Genomic DNA, 20770 nt, shown 5'->3' with positions numbered 1-20770 from the left:
GGGCGGGCGATCGCCTTTTCTGGTCATGTGTGGGAACCAGCACGTCATATTCGCCGGCCCGGGCATCGCTGATCGTAATATCCGCACTTGCACACGGGCAGGGGAGGCCCCGGACGATAATCTGGACCTTCGGGACCGAACGACCCGGCCCCGATCCGCATCCGTCGATCGCAAAGGTGCCACCTCCGTGTCAGAAACCAAGCCCGTCGTCCTCTTGGCCGAAGAACTCTCGCCCGCCACCGTCCAGGCGTTGGGCCCGGACTTTGAGATCCGCAGCACCGATGGTTCCGATCGAACCCAGCTGCTGGAGGCCATCGTGGACGCCGAGGCGATCCTGGTTCGTTCAGCCACCCAGGTCGACGCCGAGGCCATCGCCGCCGCGACCAAGCTCAAGGTGATCGCCCGTGCCGGCGTCGGACTGGATAACGTGGACATCAAGGCCGCCACCCAGGCCGGTGTCATGGTCGTGAACGCCCCGACCTCAAATATCATCTCGGCTGCAGAACTCACCGTCGGGCATATCGTCTCATTGGCCCGCAGGATCCCCGCGGCCAACGCCTCGCTGAAATCCGGTGCCTGGAAGCGTTCGGCCTACACCGGCGTCGAACTCTATGAGAAGACCGCGGGCATCATCGGTTTGGGCCGCATCGGCGCCCTCGTGGCGGCGAGGCTGCAGGGCTTCGGCATGGATGTGGTCGCCTATGACCCCTATGTCACCAGCGCCCGCGCCCAGCAGATGGGGGTGCGCCTGCTCGAACTCGACGAATTGCTGGCCACCGCGGACTTCGTGACCATCCACATGCCCAAAACCCCCGAAACCCTGGGCATGCTGGGTGCCGAGGCCTTCGGCAAAATGAAGGACAGCGCCTACGTCGTCAACGTCGCCCGTGGCGGCCTGATCGACGAGGACGCCCTGTATACCGCGCTGAAAGAGGGCCAGATCGCCGGCGCCGGGGTGGATGTGTACGTCTCAGAACCCAGCACCGACCTGCCGTTCTTCGACTTCGACAACGTCACCGTCACCCCCCACCTCGGCGCCTCCACCGCGGAAGCCCAGGAAAAGGCGGGCGTCTCGGTCGCCAAATCGGTTCGCCAGGCGCTCTCGGGAGAACTCGTCCCCGACGCGGTCAACGTCGCCGGCGGCGTCATCGACGAACAGGTCCGCCCCGGCATCCCGCTGATCGAGAAGCTCGGACGCATCTTCACCGCGCTGACCGTGGATTCGCTCACCTCCCTGGATGTCGAGGTGGCCGGGGAGATTGCCGAACTCGATGTCAAGGTGCTGGAACTCTCGGCGCTGAAGGGCGTCTTCCGGGATATCGTCTCCGACCAGGTCTCCTATGTGAACGCCCCCGTGCTGGCCGAACAGCGCGGGATCTCCACCCGGCTGGTCACCACCACCGAATCACCCGAATACCGTAACGCGTTGACCCTGAAGGGCGCCCTGTCCGACGGCCAGCAGATTTCGGTGACCGGCACCCTGACGGGGCCGAAGCAGATCGAGAAGCTGGTCGGAATTGGCGGGTACGAACTCGAGATTCCGATCGCCGAACACATGATCGTGCTGATCTACCAGGACCGGGCAGGGGTCATCGGCACCTTGGGCAGCACCTTGGGCCAGCACGGGGTCAACATCGCCGCCATGCAGGTCTCCCGCAATGAGGAAGGCGGCCCGGCCCTGGCAGTGCTCGCTGTGGATTCCTCCCTGCCGGCCGGGGTCCTGGATGAGGTCAGGGATTCGATTAGCGCCACCACGGCCCGCGAAGTAGACCTCTCCGAGTAATTCACGCGCAGCATCAACCCGCCGCAGAGCGTGTGGGGCATCGGCATCGTCGGTGCACCCCACGCCCTGCGTCGCAAGCTGCGGATGGGCCCGCCGGGGCCGATGAGTCCGGTTGCTACAGCGTCGATGGGCGGCGGAGCTCCAGGGTGCGGTAGATTTCTGGGGTGACTTCAACTCAGGATCAGACCCCGTTCTACATCACCACGGCCATCTCGTACCCCAATGGCGACCCGCATATCGGCCATGCCTACGAGTTCATTGCCACGGACGCCATGGCGCGTTTCAAGCGCCTGGACGGGGGGGACGTCTTCTTCCTGACCGGCACGGACGAGCACGGCCAGAAGATGTTGCAGACCGCCGAGAAGGAGGGCATCACGCCCCGCCAGCTCGCCCAGCGCAACTCGGACGTCTTCCAGGAGGCGCAGGACGAACTGGGGATCAGTTACGACCGGTTCATCCGCACCACCGACGTGGACCACCTCGAAGCCGCCCAGGCCATCTGGAAGCTCATGGAGGAACGCGGAGACATCTACCTCGATAAGTACGCCGGCTGGTACTCGGTGCGCGACGAAGCCTTCTACGGTCAGGACGAGACCGAGGTCCGCGAGGACGGCATCCGGTACGCCACCGAATCCGATACCGAGGTGACCTGGACCGAAGAGGAATCCTATTTCTTCCGGCTCTCCGCCTACCAGGACAAACTGCTGGAACTCTATCGCGACCAGCCAGACTTCGGGGCACCGCACTACCGGTTCAACGAGGTCATCCGTTTCGTCGAGGGCGGACTGAACGACCTCTCGGTCTCGCGCACCTCCTTCGACTGGGGGATCCCCGTACCCGGAAACCCGGCCCACGTGATGTACGTGTGGGTGGACGCGCTGACCAATTACCTGACCGGCGTCGGCTTCCCCGACACCACATCGGCCTCCTTCCGTAAATACTGGCCCGCGGACCTGCACGTCATTGGCAAGGACATTTCCCGGTTCCACGCCATCTACTGGCCGGCCTTCCTGATGTCGGCCGGGCTGGAATTGCCGCGCCGGATCATGATCCACGGCCACCTGCACAACAACGGCGTGAAGATGTCCAAGTCCCTGGGCAATACCGTGGCCCCCGCCGACTGGGTGGAAAACTACGGTCTGGACCAGACGCGGTACTTCCTGCTGCGCGAAGTCCCCTTCGGCGCCGACGGAAACTACAGCCATGACGCGATCGTCGCCCGGATGAATTCGGATCTGGCCAATAACCTGGGCAACCTGGCCCAACGCTCCCTGTCCATGGTCGCCAAGAACTGTGGGGGACTCGTCCCCACCCCGGGCGACTTCACCGACGCCGACCGGGAACTACTGGACGACGCCGAGGCACTGCTGGAGCTGTCCCGTGGCGCCTACGATCGCCAGGAGTTCAGCAAGGGGCTCGAGGCCGTATGGCATGTGCTGGGGGATACGAACGCCTACTTCGCAGAAAATGCCCCCTGGGTGCTGCGCAAAACGGATACCGCCCGGATGGAAACCGTGCTGTATGTGACGTTGGAAATCCTGCGGAAGGTCGCCTTGCTGGTGCAACCGGTGATGCCTACCGCGGGGAGCCAGCTGCTGGACGTCCTGGGCCAATCGGGGGGAGCGGCACGCACTTTCGCCGCCTATGACTCGGCCATTGAACCGGGGGCCGAATTGCCCGCCCCGAGGCCGATTTTCCCGAAGTACGAAGAACCCGCCGCGGAGTGAATAGGCGCTAGTCAACGGCCTGACGGCGGGTGCCTGTCGCCGGGCGACAGGGAGCGCCGGCTAGCGGGGATCGCGCCGATGACGGGGCCGGGGGAAGAGACCGGCAAATTGACAGCGGATGCCTTGTCAGTAAAGTGGATCAACGGACTTACTCGTATCCCCGACCCCGTATTTGAGGACTGTCATGAGCACCCCACCGGATATAAGCGGTGAGAAACAAGACCAGAGGCTCGCCTCTGCGGCCGAGGTGAAGAAGGCGCCGTTCATTCCTGCGCCGCGGGTCTTCTGGCCCGCATTGATCGTGATCGTGGCATTGGTCGCCGTGGCGATGATCGCCCCCGAAGGCACCTCGAAGGTCTTCGGCGACATGCAGACAGCGGTCGTGGACGGCCTGGCACCGTACTACATGCTGGTCGTCGGAGCCTTCGTGGTCTTCGCGATCTGGATGGGCCTGAGCCGCTACGGCAACATCACCTTGGGCAAGGACGATGAGAAACCCGAATTCGGGTTGCTGTCCTGGTTCGCCATGCTCTTCGCCGCAGGCATGGGCATCGGCCTCGTTTTCTGGGGCGCCGCCGAACCGCTGACCTTCTTCGTGAACCCCAAACCCGGGGTGACCGGTGACGAGGCAGATCTTGCCCGGGCCGCCATGGGCCAGACCTTCATGCACTGGGGATTGCATGCCTGGGCCATCTACGCCGTCGTCGGCCTGGCCATGGCCTATGCCATCCACCGCCGCGGGTTCCCGATCTCCATCCGCTGGACCCTGGAACCCCTGCTGGGCAGCAAGGTCAAGGGCTGGCTCGGCGATACGATCGACGTCATCGCCGTCGTCGGCACCCTGTTCGGAATCGCGACGTCACTCGGGCTCGGGGTCAAGCAGATTTCCGCCGGTCTGTCCCATATGGGTGTCGTCGGAACGGTAGACAACACCCTGCTGGTCATCCTGATCATCATCATCACCCTCTTCGCCCTGATCTCAGCGGTCAGTGGCGTGGGCAAGGGCATCAAGTGGCTCTCGAACATCAACCTGGGTTTGGCAGGGGTCTTCATGATCTCGGTCCTGCTCTTGGGCCCGACCCTGTTCATCTTCCGGGATCTGGTCTCCTCGCTGGGCTACTACCTGCAGAACATCCTGGGCATGACCCTCGATACCGCCACCTACACCGGGACGGCCGGCCAGGAATGGCTGGGCAGCTGGACCATCTTCTACTGGGGCTGGTGGATGTCCTGGGCACCCTTCGTTGGCGTCTTCATCGCCCGGATCTCCCGCGGACGTACCGTGCGCGAATTCGTGCTCGGCGTCCTTGCCGTTCCGACCATCGTCAGCTTCATCTGGTTCTCCATCATGGGTGGAACGGCCATCCAGCGGGCCTGGGGCGATATGAACGGCGGGCTCTTCGACGAGAAGGAAGGCATCGTCTCGGAGAACGTCCTGTTCAATATGCTCGCCGAGCTGCCGCTGGGCGGAGTCCTTTCGGTCATCGCCGTGCTGTTGGTGACGATCTTCTTCGTGACCTCTTCGGACTCGGGCTCACTGGTGATCGACATGCTGGCCTCCGGCGGCGACACCGATCCGCCCAAGTGGAGCCGTGTCCTCTGGGCTTCACTCGAGGGACTCGTCGCCATCGCCCTGCTGCTGGCCGGGGGTCTGGGCGCGCTCCAAACGGCGTCCATCCTCACCGCTCTGCCGGTCAGCATCGTGATCATCGGCATGTGTATCGCGACTTTCAAGGCACTGCACGCAGAACATCAGGTGCTGTTGCGGGCCGAACGTCGCCAGCGTCGGCGTGAGCTGGCCCGCGAGGTCGGTGAAGGCGTGACCGACGAGCTCACGGACAACTTCGATGAGCGCTTCGGCGAGCAGGTGGATGACCGGATTGAAACGGCACTTCCCTCCAACGTCAAGACCCCTCCTCGCCCGTGGAAACCACGCGACAGGCGTCCTCGACTCTAAGTCGCCTCGAGGACCAAGCACCATCAAAGCAGGGCCCCCATCTGGAAGAAGTTCCAGATGGGGGCCCTGCCTTTTGTGCTGACCGCCGGGATGGCTACTCGGTGGCCAGTCCCTCCACGGGGGAGAGGCGGGCGGCCCGGCGAGCCGGGAGTACCGAGGCGGCCAACGCTGCCAACACGCTGACACCCAAGACGAGTGCCAGCTGTGCCCAGGGCAGGGACAGCGTCACATCGGTAAAGGAACCGATGGCCGATTGGGCGCCCAAGACACCATAGGTGGTGCCCAAGGCAATCCCCAGCGTCGCGGCGACCCCGGCGATCAGGATCGCCTCCAGGGCCAACATGGACTTCAACTGGCCCCGGGTCAGCCCCAGGGCCCGCAGCAACGCCGATTCGCGGGTGCGTTCGAGCACCGACAAGCTCAAGGTGTTGGCCACCCCGATCAGGGCGATGAACACGGCGACGGCCAGCAAACCGGAGACCACGAGCAACAACGTGTCGATGACCTGATTGAACAGCGACCGCTCCACGGCGCCACCGGCGACCTGGTAGTCCTGGACGTGCAGCTCGGTGGCCAGGGTACGGCTCAGACCCTCGAGCTGATCGGTGCTCAGCCCGCTGGCTGTTTTGAGCCATAGCAGCGGATAGGCGCCCAGCTGATCGGGTCCCGCCTGAGCTGCGGCACGGGCCGCCGAAGCGCCGGTGGTGTATCCATCGAGCTGCCGCGCCGTTTCCAACGTCATCAGCGGGGCGGAGATCTCCGACCGCGAGTGCTGGGCGGCCAAGGAGCTGGCCGTGGATCCCTTGTACGCCGTGACCTCGACGTCGTCACTGGTGACCGATTGGCCCACCAGCACTTCGCCGGTGCCGGGGACCAGCGACGGGTCCTTCAGGACCCGGGCCAGTTCCTCGGCTGCTGCGGCGTAGACCGGCTCCCCGGCGGCGTTTCGTCCCACGGGTTTGAGCAGTGCGACATCCTCGATCCCGTCGACGCCCGCCGCGAGCTTCGCCTGCTGGGTGCCCAACTGGCCGGCGCCCGCCGCCACATCGGGGCCGGGCAGGGCGCCGCCGTCGAAGCCCTCCCCGTAGTTGGCGGGGGAGTCCACGGTGACGTCGACCAGGTAGTTGCGGGCCAGTTCGTCGTTGAAGGACTGTTTGGTGGTCTGGGCGCCCACCATCATCATCGACACCAGGGTGACACCGATGAGCAGCGCCGTGGCCGTGGCGGTGGTCCGCCCGGGGTTGCGCACCGAGTTCAACGAAGCCAGCTGCGCCGGAACTCCCGAACCGCCGAAGAGCCGGCCGACCGCGCGGACGGCACCGGGCAGGAACAGCGAGGCGAGCATCAGCACCCCGATGAAGGAGAACAGGCCTCCGGCGAAGCCCAGCAGGAGCTGGCCGAGGACCGCGCCGCCGATCAACAACCCTCCGCCGCCGATCAGCAGCAGCGACCCGAAGATCAGGCGGACCTTGCCCACCCGGTTATGCACACTGGCGGAGTCCGCGGGGCGGAGGGCCGCCAAGGGGGCCACGCTCATCGCCTTGCGGGCCGGAGCCCAAGCGGCGATCAGGGTCATCACGGTGCCCGCGAGAAGGCCGGCGATCACGGCGCTCGGTGGCACGGCCAGCACGGCGAAGGAAGCGGAGGGCAGCGTTGAAACGTAGCCCACCAGCCCGGCCATCACCCCGATGGCCAGCAGGACCCCCAGCACCGAGGAGACGAGCCCGACCACGAAGGCTTCGACGAGCACCGAACGGCGCAGCTGGGCGCTGAGGGCACCCAGAGTGCGCAGCAGGGCCAGTTCGCGGGTGCGTTGGGCCACCAGGACTGCGAAGGTGTTCATGACCACCAGCCCGGTGACCACCAGGGCGATCAGCGCGAAGACCAGTAGAACGCCGGTGAGCTGATCCTGGCCTCCGGTGAAACCTGCCAGATCTTTGACGGTGCGTTCCTGAGCGGTCATGACCGACGTCTGGGGGACACCCGCGGACTTTAGTGCGGCCGCTACGGCCGAGGTGGCCTCTGCCGGGTCGGTTCCTTCATCAAGCCGTACCAGCAGGGATTCGTACTGCGGGTCCGAACCCATCAAGGTGCTGTAGCGCTGGGGGGAGACGGCAACCTGCAGATTCGACCCCATGAAAGGGCTGTTGCTGGAGGTCGTGATACCGCTGATCCGGGCCGTGAAGTCCACCGTGGAGCCGTCCGGGGAGGAACCGGACATCCCGACTTCGTCGCCGACCTTCAGGTGATAGCTCTCGGCATGCTGGCGGTCCACGGTGATTTCCTCGCGGTCTGCCGGAACGGCACCGGAGTCCAGCTCGGTGGTGCGCAACTGTTCGTCGGAGACAAAGGATTGCACGATGGCGCTATAGTCGCCCGAGCCGGTTTCGATCCTGGCTCCGGCGCTGCTTTGGGCCTCCGCGGCGGCGACCCCGGGGGCCTTGCGGACCGCGGTGAGTTGCTCGGGGCCGAGGCCCACGGCCTCGTCGGTCTCATCGGGGCTGATGCCGGCAACCAGATCGGCGTTCTGGTAGGCCTCACCGATGCTGCGTTCCAGCGAGGCGGTGGTCGAGGCATTGACCATGAGGGTGGCCGCGAGGAAGGCGGTGCCGATCATGACGGCCAGGGTGACGGCGATGAAACGCCGTGAGTACATTCGAATATTTGCCAGCGCGAGTGATAACACCTCAGGCCCCCAGTCCGGCCAGCGCCGAGGTGACTCGCTCCGGCGTCGGATCCGACAGATGGCCGACCAGTTCCCCGTCGCGCATCAGCACCACCTCATCCGCATAGCCGGCGGCTGCCGGGTCGTGGGTGACCATGATGATGGTCTGGCCCATTTCCCGGACCGACGAACGCATCAGGGAAAGCACCTCGGCACCGGTGCGTGAATCGAGGTTGCCGGTCGGCTCGTCACCGAAGACGACGGCGGGGCGGGTGAGCAGGGCGCGGGCCACCGCCACGCGCTGTTGCTGTCCACCGGAGAGTTCGTGCGGTTTATGGGAGAGGCGGTCTGTGATGCCCAGGGTGTCCACGACGGTGGCAAGCCAACCGGCGTCGTGCTTTTTCCCGGCGAGTTGGAGCGGCAGCAGGATGTTCTGTTCGGCGCTCAAGGTGGGAACCAGGTTGAAGGACTGGAAGACGAAACCGATCTTCTCGCGGCGCAACCGGGTCAGCTGGTCATCGTTCATCGAGGTGATGTCCTGGCCGGCGATCATGATGGAACCGCTGGTGGCGGAGTCGAGGCCGGCCAGGCAATGCATCAACGTGGACTTTCCCGACCCCGAAGGTCCCATGATGGCGGTGAAGCGTCCGGCCTCGAAGCCGATGTCCACGCCGGCCAAGGCGTGGACCGCTGTGCTGCCGCTGCCGTAGACCTTGGTGAGGCCGCGGGCGGAGACTGCCTGGGTGGTGGTTGAGGTGTGAGTAATCGTCATACTGAATAATTTATGCGGACCCTCCCTCCCGGCGGATCAACCCGGTGGAGGGTCTTCGCGGTCGCGCACGTCATACCGAGGTATGACGCAGGCGCGGGACAGCGACGGATTGGGGGTATCGGTGCCGGCACCTGGTGTGGCGATCACGGACCGTCCAGCGAAGGAACGGCAGAATAAGCCCATGACTGTGCGTTCCTCCACTGCCGCCGCCGTGCTGGCCCCCCTCATGACCTTGGCCTTGCTCACCGGCTGCAGCAAACCTGCCGAACCCCAGGCCTCCCCGACCCCTGCGGCTTCGTCCTCGACGCCGGCTCCCAGCCCCTCCGCCCCGGCAGTCAAAACCTCGGGGATGAAAAAAGACCTGGCAGGGTTCACCACCAAGCTCTACACCGGGAAATCGGTGCCCAGCAGTGGCCCGGCAACCCAGGCGCTGAAGCAGGTGAAGGCTCCGAAGCGGGCGGCCTCCGTCAAAGCTGCGACCGGAACCTGGAAGAAGGAACACTTCGCCGTGCTCACCAGTGGCAAGGACGTCACCCTGGTGGTGAAGAAGAAGGGCACCTGGACCGCAGTGGGCGGTTGGTGGCCCTCACTGGGGATCAAGGATGCGGCGCTGGGTGGGAAACGCCATGTGCTGCTCATGGGGTCGGACGCCCGGGAAAAGCAAGGCGAAAAGATCGACGAGGCACGGGCCGATGCCCTGCAGGTCGTCGGTGTTGACGGTCGGGGCGGCGGCGGGGTGATGGGCATCCCGCGGGACCTGTGGGTGCCCCAGGCCAACGGCAGGAACGCCAAGATCAATAGCGCCCTCTCCACCGGTGGGCCCACGGCACAGACGAAGACCGTTGAAAAAGCCACCGGACTGCCGATCCAGGGATACGTCCTGACCGGGTTCACCGGGTTCCAGAAGTTGATCGACGAGCTCGGCGGGATCACCATCAACGCGCCCATGAAGGTGCGGGCTGTGGAGAAGGGTAAACAGCAGGTCGACGGGTACGACGCTTTCTGGTTCACCCGCGAACGCAAGACCCTGCCCAACGGTGACTTCGACAGGACCTCCAACCAGGGGATCGCCCTGGCGGGAATTGGGGCCAAGGCGGTGGGCGAGGGCCCGGCAGGCCTGGCGAAGGTGCTCGATATCGCCGATCGGCATGTCTCCACCAACCTGAGCGCCGAACAGGCCCTGACCTTCGGTGCCTGGGCCTATCAGATCGACCTGAAGAAGATGGGTCATCAGGTGCCGACCGCCGACTATGGACGCAGCGCAGATGGCCAATCCATCCTGGAAGCCACCGGCGCAACCCGGAAGGTGTTTAAGGATTTTGCGGACGGAAACCTGCCGAAATAACAACAAATATCGCCCATCGTGTCCTTTTCGTTACAATAGGTGAGGCGTCGTTTGGCGTCTGACCTAACGAAGGAGGCGGATGCGCGCGACGGCCCCGGGCTCGAACCAGTGCTCCACCCTGCGCTGGGCCGCCCTCGTCGGCACCCTGATGCTGGTGGGCTCCCTCGGTATCCTGCCCGCTTCCGCCGCTGAAACATCCCCCGAAGTTGCCGCGGATTCGGTGAGCACCACCACCGAGACCGGCCCTGACTCGCCGTCCGTGACTCCGCCGGAACCCACCGATCCGCAGATCACGACGGATCCTAGTGAATCTTCACAGCAGACGGAAACACCAGAGCCATCGGAATCAACGGAACCGACGGAGCCGATCGACCCCACGACGGAGCCGCCCAGCACGGATCCCACGACCCCGCCGCCATCCTCGACGCAGCCCTCGGAGCCGGGCTCCTCCTCGGGATCCGGCGGGCCATCCTCGAGCTCCTCGGCGGAGCCCCCCGCCCCGGCGCCGTCGACCACGCCGTCGAAAACGTCGCCGGGGGTCATCCCGGCACCGCCGAAGCCCCCGCGGTATCCCTCGAAGCCCGGCAGTTCGACGCGCAGCCCGCGGCCCGGACAGTCCTCGACCCACACCCACGGCCCGCGTCCGGGAGCACAGTATGGTGCCCGCGACGCCCGGACTGGTTTTCTCCTTGATCCGGCCAGCGGCTATCCCATCCACCCGAAGACCGGGCTGCTCATCGAACCGGGCACCGGACGCATGCTGGTGCGTGGTTCGCTGGAGGCCAGTGACTTCGTCTACGACCAGGCGACCCAGAGCGTGAAGCTCTCCATCCAGCAGCAGGACGGCAGCTCGGCACCTGGGGAGCCGGACTCCTCGGCCGGTGCCGGCGACGGGGCAACGAACGCCGTGGGCGTCCTTCCGCCGTCGAACCCGGCACAGCAGGCGGAGGCTTCCACTGGGCGCCCCTCCGCAGTGATGGGACTGGTCATGTCGCCTTCGGCCCCGGCCATTGGTTTGGGCACCCTGCTGGCTTTGGGTGGGCTCTGGTACTTCTTCGTGTTCGTCCGCCAGCCCAAGCCGAAACCCCAGTACCGCCGCTAATGCCGGCAAAAAGCTACGGGGTGACGACCCCGGTGGCATAGGCGATGACCACTGCCTGGACCCGGTCACGGGCCTGCAGCTTGGACAGGATCCGCCCCACATGCGTCTTCACGGTCGCCTCGGAGAGGAAGAGTTCGGCGGCGATCTCCGGATTGGCTTTGCCCCAGGCGATGAGTTCGAAGACTTCGCGTTCACGTGCCGTCAGGGAAGCCACGGCCGCCTCATGCCCCGAGGTGGTGGCTGCCGGTTGGCGCAGCATCGGGGCGACGTGGTCCAGCAGGCGCCGGGTGGTCGACGGGGCGATCACCGCATCCCCGCGGTACACCGTGCGGATGGCCTCGAGGAGCTCTTCCGGAGGGGCGTCCTTGAGGAGGAATCCGCTGGCCCCGGCATGGATGGCAGCCAGCGCGTACTCGTCCAGATCGAAGGTGGTCAGCACGATGATGCGCGGTCCGGTACCCGGCCCAGGGGCCAGGAGTTTGGCGGTCGTCTCAATCCCGTCCATCTCGGGCATGCGCACATCCATGAGGACGACGTCGGCCCGGGCTAGTGCGGGGGAGGCGAGGGCCTGCCGGCCGTTGGCTGCTTCGGCGACCACCTCGAGGTCGGGCTGCGAGTTGATCAGCATACGGAATCCGCTGCGGACCAGGAGCTGGTCGTCGACCAGTGCGACGGCGATCGGGGTGCTGGGCTGGGTGTCCACTTAGTCCTCGGTGTAGGGGATGAAGATGCGGGCGGAGAATCCACCGGTGCTCCGTGGCCCGGTCTCAATGCGTCCATCGTAGAGGGCGACCCGCTCCGCCATGCCGATGAGTCCTTGACGGGCCCCGATGTTCTCCTCGGTGGCTGCTGCACCGCGCCCGTCGTCGGTGACTTCCACCTCGAGACCGGTGGAGGTCCATTCCAGGTGGACCTCGGAGGAAGCGGCCGGGCCGGCGTGTTTGATGGTGTTCGTCAGCGCTTCCTGGATGGCACGGTAGGCGGTCAATTCCGCGCCGGGTGGGAGCTCGCGTCGCGGGGACCCCGAGAGGGTGGAGGTCACTTCCAATCCGGCGGTCCGGGTTTCGTCCAAGAGCCAGTCAATATCGGCCAGCGTGGGCAACGGGCGGGTGGAGGCTTGCTCGTCGCCACGCAGGACACCGAGCAGCCGGCGCATCTCGCGCAATGATTTTCGGCCGGTTTCCGAAATGGTGCCCAGGGTTTCGCGCGCAACCTCGGGGTCGTGTTCGCTCGCGTAGCGGGCACCGTCGGCCTGGGTGATGATGACCGAGAGCGAATGGGCAACGATATCGTGCATTTCCCGGGCAATCCGGCCGCGTTCGTCGGAGGCGGCGAGATCGCGTTCCTGTTGGCGTTCGATTTCCAGCCGGCTGGCCCGGTCGGACAAGGCTTGCATGGCTAATCTGCGGGTACGGGCCAGGTCTCCGAAGGTCCAGGCCACGAGGACGATCAGGGCCAGACCCACGAGGCTCGGCAGCATGTGGAGGCCGATGGCCTGCCCGGTCGGATTTCCAAAGCGCAGTGTGGCCAGGACGGCCCCGAGCATGCCGGCGCCGAGTCCTGCGTAGGAGGCCCAACGTTTCCCATACTTCGCCAAGGAAAAGACCACGATGGGGACGGTCAGCTGAGAGGGAAGGAACGTCTGGAGGAGGATGACTTGGGCCAGGCATCCGAGCACGACGACGGCGCTGCTCAGCAGCAGATGGGAGCGCCGCCAGATCAGCGGCAGGACCTGCAGCGATCCGATGATGAACTCGAGGACGCGGTGCTGCCCGGAAAAACCACCCAAGAGGAAGGCCGACAGGGTGAGGAGCAGCCACAGCCCGATGGCTAGTGCCCCGTCGACTTTGCCCGGGTGGTTTCGGATCCAAACATCCAGGGTGCGGTGCGGGGTCATGGGCCTACTCTACTTTTGGTCGCCCCCGCCCCGCGTCATACCTCGGTATGGTCCCGGGGGCATTTGAGGGGACTGACCCCAGGATGTGGCTAGAAGGATTCGGCCGAAGTCCAAAGAACTAAACGTGATAAACGGCCGCAAATTTCACGTGGACCAAGCCCTCCTCTAGCATTGTTTAGTTGTCAAAGCGTTAAATCATGGGGGAAACTGCAGTGAAATTCAAGCGGCATAAAGCAAATGATCGGCAGGAGTCGATTGCGCGAGGATATATCAAGGGTGTCTTTACGCCGCTCGTTTCATATGCCGTCAGTGCCATTGCCGCCACTCTGGCAATTCTCGTCTCCTCCGGTCCAGGGCATCAGGGTATTTTCATCGGACTGTTGGCTTTCGCCCTGGCGGTCCATGTGCTCGGGCTCTGGAGAAAAGGCGGAAAACTCGGGTACCGCCCAGTCATTCGTATCCTCGCTGCTGCTGCTGTCGCCGCCAATCTATCCAGTGTTGGTTTGTCAGATAGTAGGCCGGAAGCACCATATCTAGCCGTACTGGGCTTTATTGGTATTGGGTTGCCCGTACTATTCGAGCCTTCGCTGAGGCGGGCCATCGCTCTCCGCCTGCCGTTTGTCGCGCATTTGCCGGGAGTCCCTACGACGAAACAGCCGATCACGATCGATCGTCAGCTGCTCACAGCTAGTTCAATCGTGATCATGGCCGGCGGCGTCCTGCATGGCGCTGGACAACAGCTCTGGTGGTGGATCGCAGCTGTTGGCGTACTGGATATATTCTATGTGCTGGTTTTTCTACAAGCCGTTGCTCAGTTTCGGCAGTCAACGCTCGTCAAAAGAAATCTGGGGGACGGGCTGCTGCGTCTCGCACCAGAATTTATGATCTACACCTCGCTAGCGGAACCGGCTGCACATCAGGTGAAGATGTGGCTTCCCTACCTGGAGCGAACCGGGCGGCCCTTTGTGCTCGTCGCTCGCACCGAGCGTACGGCTCGCGATCTTGCTGGGGTGACAACCCATCCTGTTCTCCTATGCCGCTCCATCGAAGAGCTCGAGGAGGTCATGGTGGAATCAATGCGAGCCGTCTTTTACGTGAATGCTTCGTCCGGTAATAGCACGATGGTTCGGTACAGGAATCTCACACATGTCTTTCTTGGACATGGTGATTCGGACAAACCAACTTCGTATAACCCATTGCATGCCATGTATGACAAGATCTTCGCCGCGGGACCAGCTGCGATCAGAAGGTACGCTGCGCACGACATCCATATTGAACCCTCGAAGTTTGTTGTCGTCGGTCGCCCCCAGCTGGAGACTGTTATTCGCAAGGTCCGATCAGACGACAGTGCGGGACCGCAGACGGTTCTTTTTGCCCCAACGTGGCGTGGACATGTCGAAGAGACGAGTTTGTCTTCGCTGGCCGCAGGATTCGAGATCGTTTCGGCTCTCTTGGACCGTGGATGCCGGGTGATCTTCAGGCCACACCCGTTCAGTTATCAGTTTCCCGAGGACAGGGAACATATCTCCAGGATTCATGAACGCCTGATATCGGACTCCAAAATCACCGGCCGGGAGCACGTTTACGGTGTTGCAGCCGAAACGTTGCGGTCGATTACCGACTGCATCAACGAGTCCGACGCCATGGTTTCGGATGTGTCCAGTGTGGTATCCGACTACCTATATTCCGAAAAACCGTTCGCGATGATGTCGATTGGGATTGGAGCCGACCGGTTCTCGGAGCTGTATCCGGTCGGTGCGGCCGCATACGTTGTGGATGAATCCCTGACCTCTCTTTCGGGGTCGCTTGATGCCATGCTCGGCAGTGATCCGCTCCAGTCGGATCGAAGGAGATTGAGAGCCGACTATTTGGGCGACTTTCCCCTTGAAAACTATGCTTCAAATTTCGTCGAAGCCGCACGGTCACTGATAAAGCCGGCGGGAATCGAAGCATCACCGGTCGCTGGTGCCGCGACGACGAAGGTCCACTCTGTGGGGGCTGGGCAGAGTTCCAAAGCAGGTGAACCAAAGAAGAGCCGTCCGACAATCCACGCGGCGAACCGACCTAGCAAGCATGACGCAGAAACGCTTCCTCCATCGGCCACCGTCGGAGCGCCTATCGGTGCATCCCCCACGCCGGATGGACCCCGGCTACGACCAGGAATCCCCTCGGCGATCACCTTCGAAGGCGCGGCCAGTGAGTCGGGGCAGTTGGTGGTCTCCACCGTGGCGGCCCCCAAGGAGAATCTAATAGTCCACCTAGCGGGAAGGATCTGGAAGAGAGACTCGGGGCGGACCGTTCTACCGGTCACTCTGAACGTAGCGGTCTTTACGTTTGCGATCCTTGGCGCTTCTCCCCTCTTCGTGGCGGCTCTTGGCGTGGCCGCATCTGCTACCTACCTATTTCAAAACAAGCAGGCAGCCGGGGATTCTATAGCCGTGAATCGACTGCTCAGGGCAGTCAATGGTGCTCGGTCGCTCGGAGTAGCGGCGCTGGGTATTGCGCTGATAGGCCGGTACGGCTGGACCTGGTGGCTTGCTGGTGCAGCAACCTTCCTTATCCTATCCATCGTGATGGAAACAAGCATCCATAAAGCCTGGCGCGTGAGTGGTCTCGAATGCAGGAACGTCCACGGGGTCGAGACCCGCGGCTATCAGCCGATTGCTCGGGGATACGCAACGCTCATTGCTAGCGTTGCGATCGCGCTGTGCTGGATGCTCGCCTACGTCGGCTCCCACCCAGCAGTGATTTTCGTGGTCTCTGCAGTTCCTTTCCTGTTCGCCGTGTTTATCTTCTGCAGCGGATTGGAAAGAGGGGTGCGTAGCGCAAAATTGGAGACGTCCTTGCCCGACGTCTTGGAATCCATCTCTCCGGAGTTCGTCGTCTACTTCGGGGCAAAAACCGGTATTGATTACCAGCTGGGTATGTGGCTGGAATACTTTGAAGAAATGAACAAGCCGTTCATTATCGTGACTCGAAATATCGTCATGATGCGTGAAATTTGGCCGCGCACCACGGCCCCGGTCATCTACCGGAAAACGCTCCGCAGCCTGGAAGATGTCATTACGCCGTCGTTGAAGGTCGCCTTTTACGTCAACAATGCCGGCAACAATTCCCATTTCATTGAACGGCGCGACCTTAAACATGTGTGGCTCAACCACGGGGATTCCGAGAAGCCAGCCTGCTATAACCCGGTACACAACATCTATGACTTCATTTTTTCAGCAGGCCAGGCTGGCGTGGACCGCTATGCCCGCCAAGGGGTAACGATCCCACCCGAGAAATTTAGGATCGTAGGGCGCCCCCAAGTCCGCGAGGTTCTGCGTCCAGGTTCCTACCAAAATGAGCAAGGTTCCAAGACCGTGCTGTATGCGCCGACGTGGAGGGGGCCGTATAAGGATACGGAAGTCTATTCGCTGCGTCATGGTGAAGAGATAGTCTCCGCCCTGCTGCAGCGTGGTTGCACCGTAATATTCCGGGCCCATGTTCTGAACTATCAATTTCCGGACGACGTAAAAAGGATTAATCGAATTAGTCGCCTTCTTCGTAAGAACGCAGCCAAGACAGGCAGAGCCCACAAATGGGGTCGGAAAGCAGAGACTCGCATGAGTATCGTTGACTGCTTCAACTCCTCTGATGCGATGATTTCTGATGTGTCGGCCGTGGTGTCGGATTACCTGCAGTCTGAAAAGCCCTTTGCCGTAGTCGCAATGAAAAAGTCTCCCACGGAGCTGGAAGTTGAATTGCCCGCATCAGCGGCTGGCTATCTTCTTAGAGAAGATCAGTCCAATCTTCAGATGGTTCTGGACGAACTATTAGGTGCCGACTCGAAATCCGTTCTGAGGACTGAAATGCGCAACTACTACCTTGGAGAGTTTGACCAAACTGAGTATTCGAACCAGTTTCGTATTGCGAGTGAGGACCTGATAAATAGCGTGGGTCCCAACATGGATTCAATTCGCTCTGTTGACTCGATTGCGGCCGACAGCGTGCTCTGAACTCGCTCAAAAGTGACCAAAGAGTTCAGGTGGACTAAAGATTGCTCGTATGACGAACCCGGAGGTTAGCTGGATCTCGATCGTGGGTCAGGTGTTGTAGCACTGGTCGTATGCCGAACAGTGGGACCGGTTCTGGTGTCGGCTCGCAGATATAACACGGCCTTCAGGGTCAGGCGTATTACTGCGCCAGAGAAGAAGATTGCAAGTGGCTTGAAAGACTGAACTCTGCCCAGGATCTCATGATGGGGTGAGGGATAAGACAAGTGTTGCGGGCTTCATAAACGTCGAGAGTGAGACAGAACAAATCCGTGCGCAGCCCTTTTCCCTAGTATCAAATAGCGAGACAGTTTGTCCGGGATGCGGACGCCGCAATAATCTGGATACATGAGCAACGCGATTGATGTGGCCGTCATCTCCGGTGACGGCATTGGCCCCGAGGTCATTGCCGAAGCCATCAAGGTCCTGAAGAAGGCAACCGAAGGCGGTGACCGTTCACTGCGGTTCACCGACTACAGCCTGGGCGCCCAGCATTGGTTGGAAACGGGCGAAACCCTCACCGATGAGACTCTTGAATCCATCCGCGCCCACGAAGTGATCCTTTTTGGAGCAGTCGGTGCGGCGCCGGGGGATACCCGCATTCCTTCGGGGCTGATCGAACGCGAACTGCTGCTCAAATTGCGCTTCAGCCTCGACCACTACATCAACCTGCGGCCGTCGCGCCTGTACCCGGGCGTCCCTAGCCCGCTGGCGCACCCCGGAGACATCGATTTCGTTGTTGTCCGTGAGGGAACCGAGGGCCCTTACGTCGGCAACGGTGGTGCACTGCGAGTCGGCACCGAACACGAGATCGCCACCGAGGTCTCCGTTAACACCGCTTATGGCGTCGAACGCGTCGTCCGCGAAGCCTTCCGCCGTGCCAGCGAACGTCAGCGCCGCCACGTCACTCTGGTCCATAAGCACAATGTCCTTGTTTACGCCGGGCATCTGTGGCGCAGGACCGTCGAGACCGTAGCCGCTGAGTATCCGGACGTCACTCACGACTACATGCACGTCGACGCGGCGACGATCTTCATGACCACGAATCCTTCACGTTTCGACGTCATCGTCACCGACAACCTGTTTGGTGACATTCTCACTGACCTCGCAGGGGCCGTGACCGGCGGAATCGGGCTGGCTGCCTCGGGGAACATCAACATGCTCGGTACCGGTCCTTCGATGTTCGAACCGGTCCACGGCTCGGCTCCGGATATCGCGGGACAGCAGATCGCCGACCCGACCGCGGCGATCCTCTCCGCGGCGCTCCTGCTGGAACATGTGGGCCTGACCGATGCTGCCCACAAGGTAGAAGCCGCCGTTGAAAAGGACCTCGACTCACGGGCGGAACTGACCGATCCGAGATCAACTGCGGAAGTCGGCGACGCGATCACGCTGGAGCTGTCATAAGCTGGTGCCGGAACAACGTCCCGTGTGAGGGGCGGCACGAAAACTTTGCAGAGGAAGTGCGTAGGCACCATGGAATTCTCACAACAGCTCTCCACCACCCCCAAGAGCGCCGAAGAACGCGCCAAGATTCTGGCAGATCCCGGATTTGGCGATTACTTCACCGACCACACCGCCGTCGTCGACTGGACCCAGGATGCCTCCGGCAAGGGGGTCTGGCACGATGCCCGGATCGAACCCTATGGGCCGATCATGATGGACCCGGCGGCATCGGTCCTGCACTATGGGCAAGAGATCTTTGAGGGGCTGAAGGCCTACCGTCACGCCGACGGAAGCGTCTGGACCTTCCGGCCGGAAGCCAACGCGGCGCGCTTCAACACCTCAGCCCGCCGGCTGGCCCTGCCAGAACTCCCGACCGATGTGTTCATTGATTCGCTGAAGCGCTTGGTATCGGTCGATGTTGATTGGGTGCCCTCAGGTGACGGCGAAGCCCTGTACCTGCGCCCGTTCATGATCGCCACGGAAGCCTTCTTGGGGGTGCGTCCCTCCCACGAGGTCTCCTACCGCGTCATCGCTTCACCGGCAGGAAACTACTTCGGCGGCGAATTGAAGCCGGTCTCCATCTGGCTGTCCACCCAGTACGCCCGGGCCGGTCACGGCGGCACGGGTGAGGCGAAATGTGGCGGGAACTACGCAGCTTCCTTGGCGGCCCAGCTCGAAGCAGAGGCCAACGATTGCAAGCAGGTCCTCTTCTTGGATCCCACGAATGACTTCGCAGTCGATGAACTGGGTGGCATGAATGTCTTCTTCGTCTTTACCGATGGCACGCTGGTCACCCCAGAACTGAACGGGAACATCCTGCACGGCGTGACCCGGTCCTCCGTGATGGAACTGGCCCGCGAGCGTGGCCTGACGGTCCAAGAGCGCAAGATTACTATCGACGAATGGCGTAGTGCGGCGGCTGACGGTTCCCTCGCCGAGGTCTTTGCTTGCGGCACCGCTGCGGTCATCACTCCCATCGGGGAACTGAAGACCACCGATGAATCGATCGTGACACCGGAAACCGGCAAGGACTCGGTGGCCATGGCCATCCGTGAACAATTGCTCGGCATCCAGACCGGAACCATCGAAGATACCCACGGGTGGCTCACCCGCCTCGTGTAGGCCTACCTGGTCCCTGGGCGAAGGCATCAAACTCGACATCCTCGCTGAGCATTGCTCCGCGAGGATGTCGGGTTTAGTGTCTGAGAGCATGAACCGAGAAAGCTGCCATTGGTCGTTGTGGATGACCGCACTCCTGCTGATGGTCCTCTCGGGTTGCGCAGCCGGAGCAGGCACGGAAGCCACCGGGGGCGCTTCAAAAACCTCAGGCTCGAATGCCGTGGTGGCATCGTCTGCCTCGGATCCAAGCTCGGATATACCGAACGACACCCGCTGCCCCTCCGGGACGCAAATCGTCCCTGAGACGCTGAAAGCCGGCTCCACCACGTCGCCAGCCGCCAGCTGGGGGAACGGTAGGACCGGCGTTCTGCTGTTGCACCAGAGCGATGGTGACGGCATGTGCGGGTGGCTTGCCCACTCGCAGGCTTTCAATGATCTCGCCCATGATGCTCGATTCCTGACCTTTGATCTCTGTGGGTATGGGCAGGCACAGTGCGCCGGGACCGAGACCAACCAGCGCCAGCAAATCACGGCGGGTATCGATCGACTGCAAGACAGCGGTGCTCGGGTGATTGTCATCGTCGGAGCTTCCCTAGGCGGATACCTGGCCGTGCACTTCGGGCCAGCTGCCGGTGCTGATTCGATCATCAGCTTGTCGGGCTACGGTATGGCCGGTGCGGATTCCTTCCAGCACGACTTGAAACGAACGAATCAGCCGGTTCTGCTCACCACATCGCATGCCGACGGCGAGACCCGCTATCAGGATCTGCAGGACGTCGCTAAAGCAACCGGGAAGGACTTCGCGGGCTTTGACGCCGGTCACGGCTACACCATGTTGCCTGAAGCGAAAGCAACTGTGGAGGAATGGATACGGGACGCAGCAGCGCAATCTTCCCCAACAGCGGGATAGACCTCATAGACTG

Annotated in this window: 14 protein-coding genes; 9 read left to right on the top strand and 5 right to left on the bottom strand. The window is 62.7% G+C overall.

Translation table 11 applies throughout. From position 1 onward, the window contains the following. Window positions 1-187 precede the first annotated feature (187 nt). The 3 genes from serA to CIK75_RS07780 all read left to right on the top strand — a co-directional run bounded on the left by serA (window position 188) and on the right by CIK75_RS07780 (window position 5467). Window positions 188-1783 (top strand): phosphoglycerate dehydrogenase, encoded by a 1596-nt coding sequence (gene serA / locus CIK75_RS07790; RefSeq protein ID WP_241895361.1) that lies wholly within the window; start codon window positions 188-190, stop codon window positions 1781-1783. Window positions 1784-1947: 164 nt separating this feature from the next. Then, entirely contained in the window at window positions 1948-3510 is a 1563-nt protein-coding gene (metG, locus tag CIK75_RS07785) for a methionine--tRNA ligase (RefSeq protein WP_096223542.1), read from the top strand. A 184-nt stretch (window positions 3511-3694) separates the two neighbouring features. Beyond that, complete coding sequence (locus tag CIK75_RS07780) at window positions 3695-5467, top strand: BCCT family transporter (protein ID WP_096223541.1); 1773 nt, start codon at window positions 3695-3697, stop codon at window positions 5465-5467. 94 nt (window positions 5468-5561) lie between these two features. Here CIK75_RS07780 and CIK75_RS07775 read toward each other — a convergent pair whose 3' ends face one another. Continuing rightward, window positions 5562-8123, bottom strand: coding sequence for an ABC transporter permease (locus CIK75_RS07775; RefSeq protein WP_241895360.1), 2562 nt, complete (start codon window positions 8121-8123; stop codon window positions 5562-5564). 31 nt (window positions 8124-8154) lie between these two features. Continuing rightward, on the bottom strand, window positions 8155-8904 hold the full coding sequence (locus CIK75_RS07770) for an ABC transporter ATP-binding protein (protein WP_096223539.1): 750 nt from the start codon (window positions 8902-8904) through the stop codon (window positions 8155-8157). Between the two features lie 181 nt (window positions 8905-9085). Here CIK75_RS07770 and CIK75_RS07765 point away from each other — a divergent pair, with 181 nt between their 5' ends. Further along, window positions 9086-10249 (top strand): LCP family protein, encoded by a 1164-nt coding sequence (locus tag CIK75_RS07765; protein WP_158225922.1) that lies wholly within the window; start codon window positions 9086-9088, stop codon window positions 10247-10249. 63 nt (window positions 10250-10312) lie between these two features. Here CIK75_RS07765 and CIK75_RS07760 read toward each other — a convergent pair whose 3' ends face one another. Further along, on the bottom strand, window positions 10313-10879 hold the full coding sequence (locus tag CIK75_RS07760) for a hypothetical protein (RefSeq protein WP_096223537.1): 567 nt from the start codon (window positions 10877-10879) through the stop codon (window positions 10313-10315). Window positions 10880-11006: 127 nt separating this feature from the next. Between CIK75_RS07760 and CIK75_RS07755 the strand changes: the two genes are divergently transcribed. Beyond that, complete coding sequence (locus tag CIK75_RS07755; protein WP_096223536.1) at window positions 11007-11351, top strand: hypothetical protein; 345 nt, start codon at window positions 11007-11009, stop codon at window positions 11349-11351. A gap of 13 nt (window positions 11352-11364) precedes the next feature. Here the strand turns inward: CIK75_RS07755 and CIK75_RS07750 are convergent, their stop codons facing one another. Further along, window positions 11365-12054 carry a response regulator transcription factor gene (locus CIK75_RS07750; RefSeq protein ID WP_096223535.1) on the bottom strand — a complete coding sequence of 230 codons (690 nt, stop codon included), beginning with the start codon at window positions 12052-12054 and terminating at the stop codon, window positions 11365-11367. Next, complete coding sequence (locus CIK75_RS07745; RefSeq protein ID WP_096223534.1) at window positions 12055-13248, bottom strand: sensor histidine kinase; 1194 nt, start codon at window positions 13246-13248, stop codon at window positions 12055-12057. Between the two features lie 197 nt (window positions 13249-13445). On the opposite strand from CIK75_RS07745, the gene CIK75_RS07740 reads away from it, so the two are divergent. The 4 genes from CIK75_RS07740 (at window position 13446) to CIK75_RS07725 (ending at window position 20757) form a co-directional block, all read left to right on the top strand. After that, on the top strand, window positions 13446-17246 hold the full coding sequence (locus CIK75_RS07740; RefSeq protein ID WP_096223533.1) for a CDP-glycerol glycerophosphotransferase family protein: 3801 nt from the start codon (window positions 13446-13448) through the stop codon (window positions 17244-17246). A 384-nt stretch (window positions 17247-17630) separates the two neighbouring features. Next, window positions 17631-18689 carry a 3-isopropylmalate dehydrogenase gene (locus tag CIK75_RS07735; protein WP_096223532.1) on the top strand — a complete coding sequence of 353 codons (1059 nt, stop codon included), beginning with the start codon at window positions 17631-17633 and terminating at the stop codon, window positions 18687-18689. A gap of 69 nt (window positions 18690-18758) precedes the next feature. After that, window positions 18759-19850 carry a branched-chain amino acid aminotransferase gene (locus tag CIK75_RS07730; protein ID WP_096223531.1) on the top strand — a complete coding sequence of 364 codons (1092 nt, stop codon included), beginning with the start codon at window positions 18759-18761 and terminating at the stop codon, window positions 19848-19850. Window positions 19851-19926: 76 nt separating this feature from the next. After that, on the top strand, window positions 19927-20757 hold the full coding sequence (locus CIK75_RS07725; RefSeq protein WP_143413289.1) for an alpha/beta hydrolase: 831 nt from the start codon (window positions 19927-19929) through the stop codon (window positions 20755-20757). Window positions 20758-20770: the final 13 nt, after the last annotated feature.

This window comes from Glutamicibacter sp. BW78 (genome assembly GCF_002332245.1).
GTDB lineage: Bacteria > Actinomycetota > Actinomycetes > Actinomycetales > Micrococcaceae > Arthrobacter_H > Arthrobacter_H rhombi_A.
Note: the sequence above shows the minus strand (reverse complement) of the source record. Positions and strands in the feature narration are given on the sequence as shown.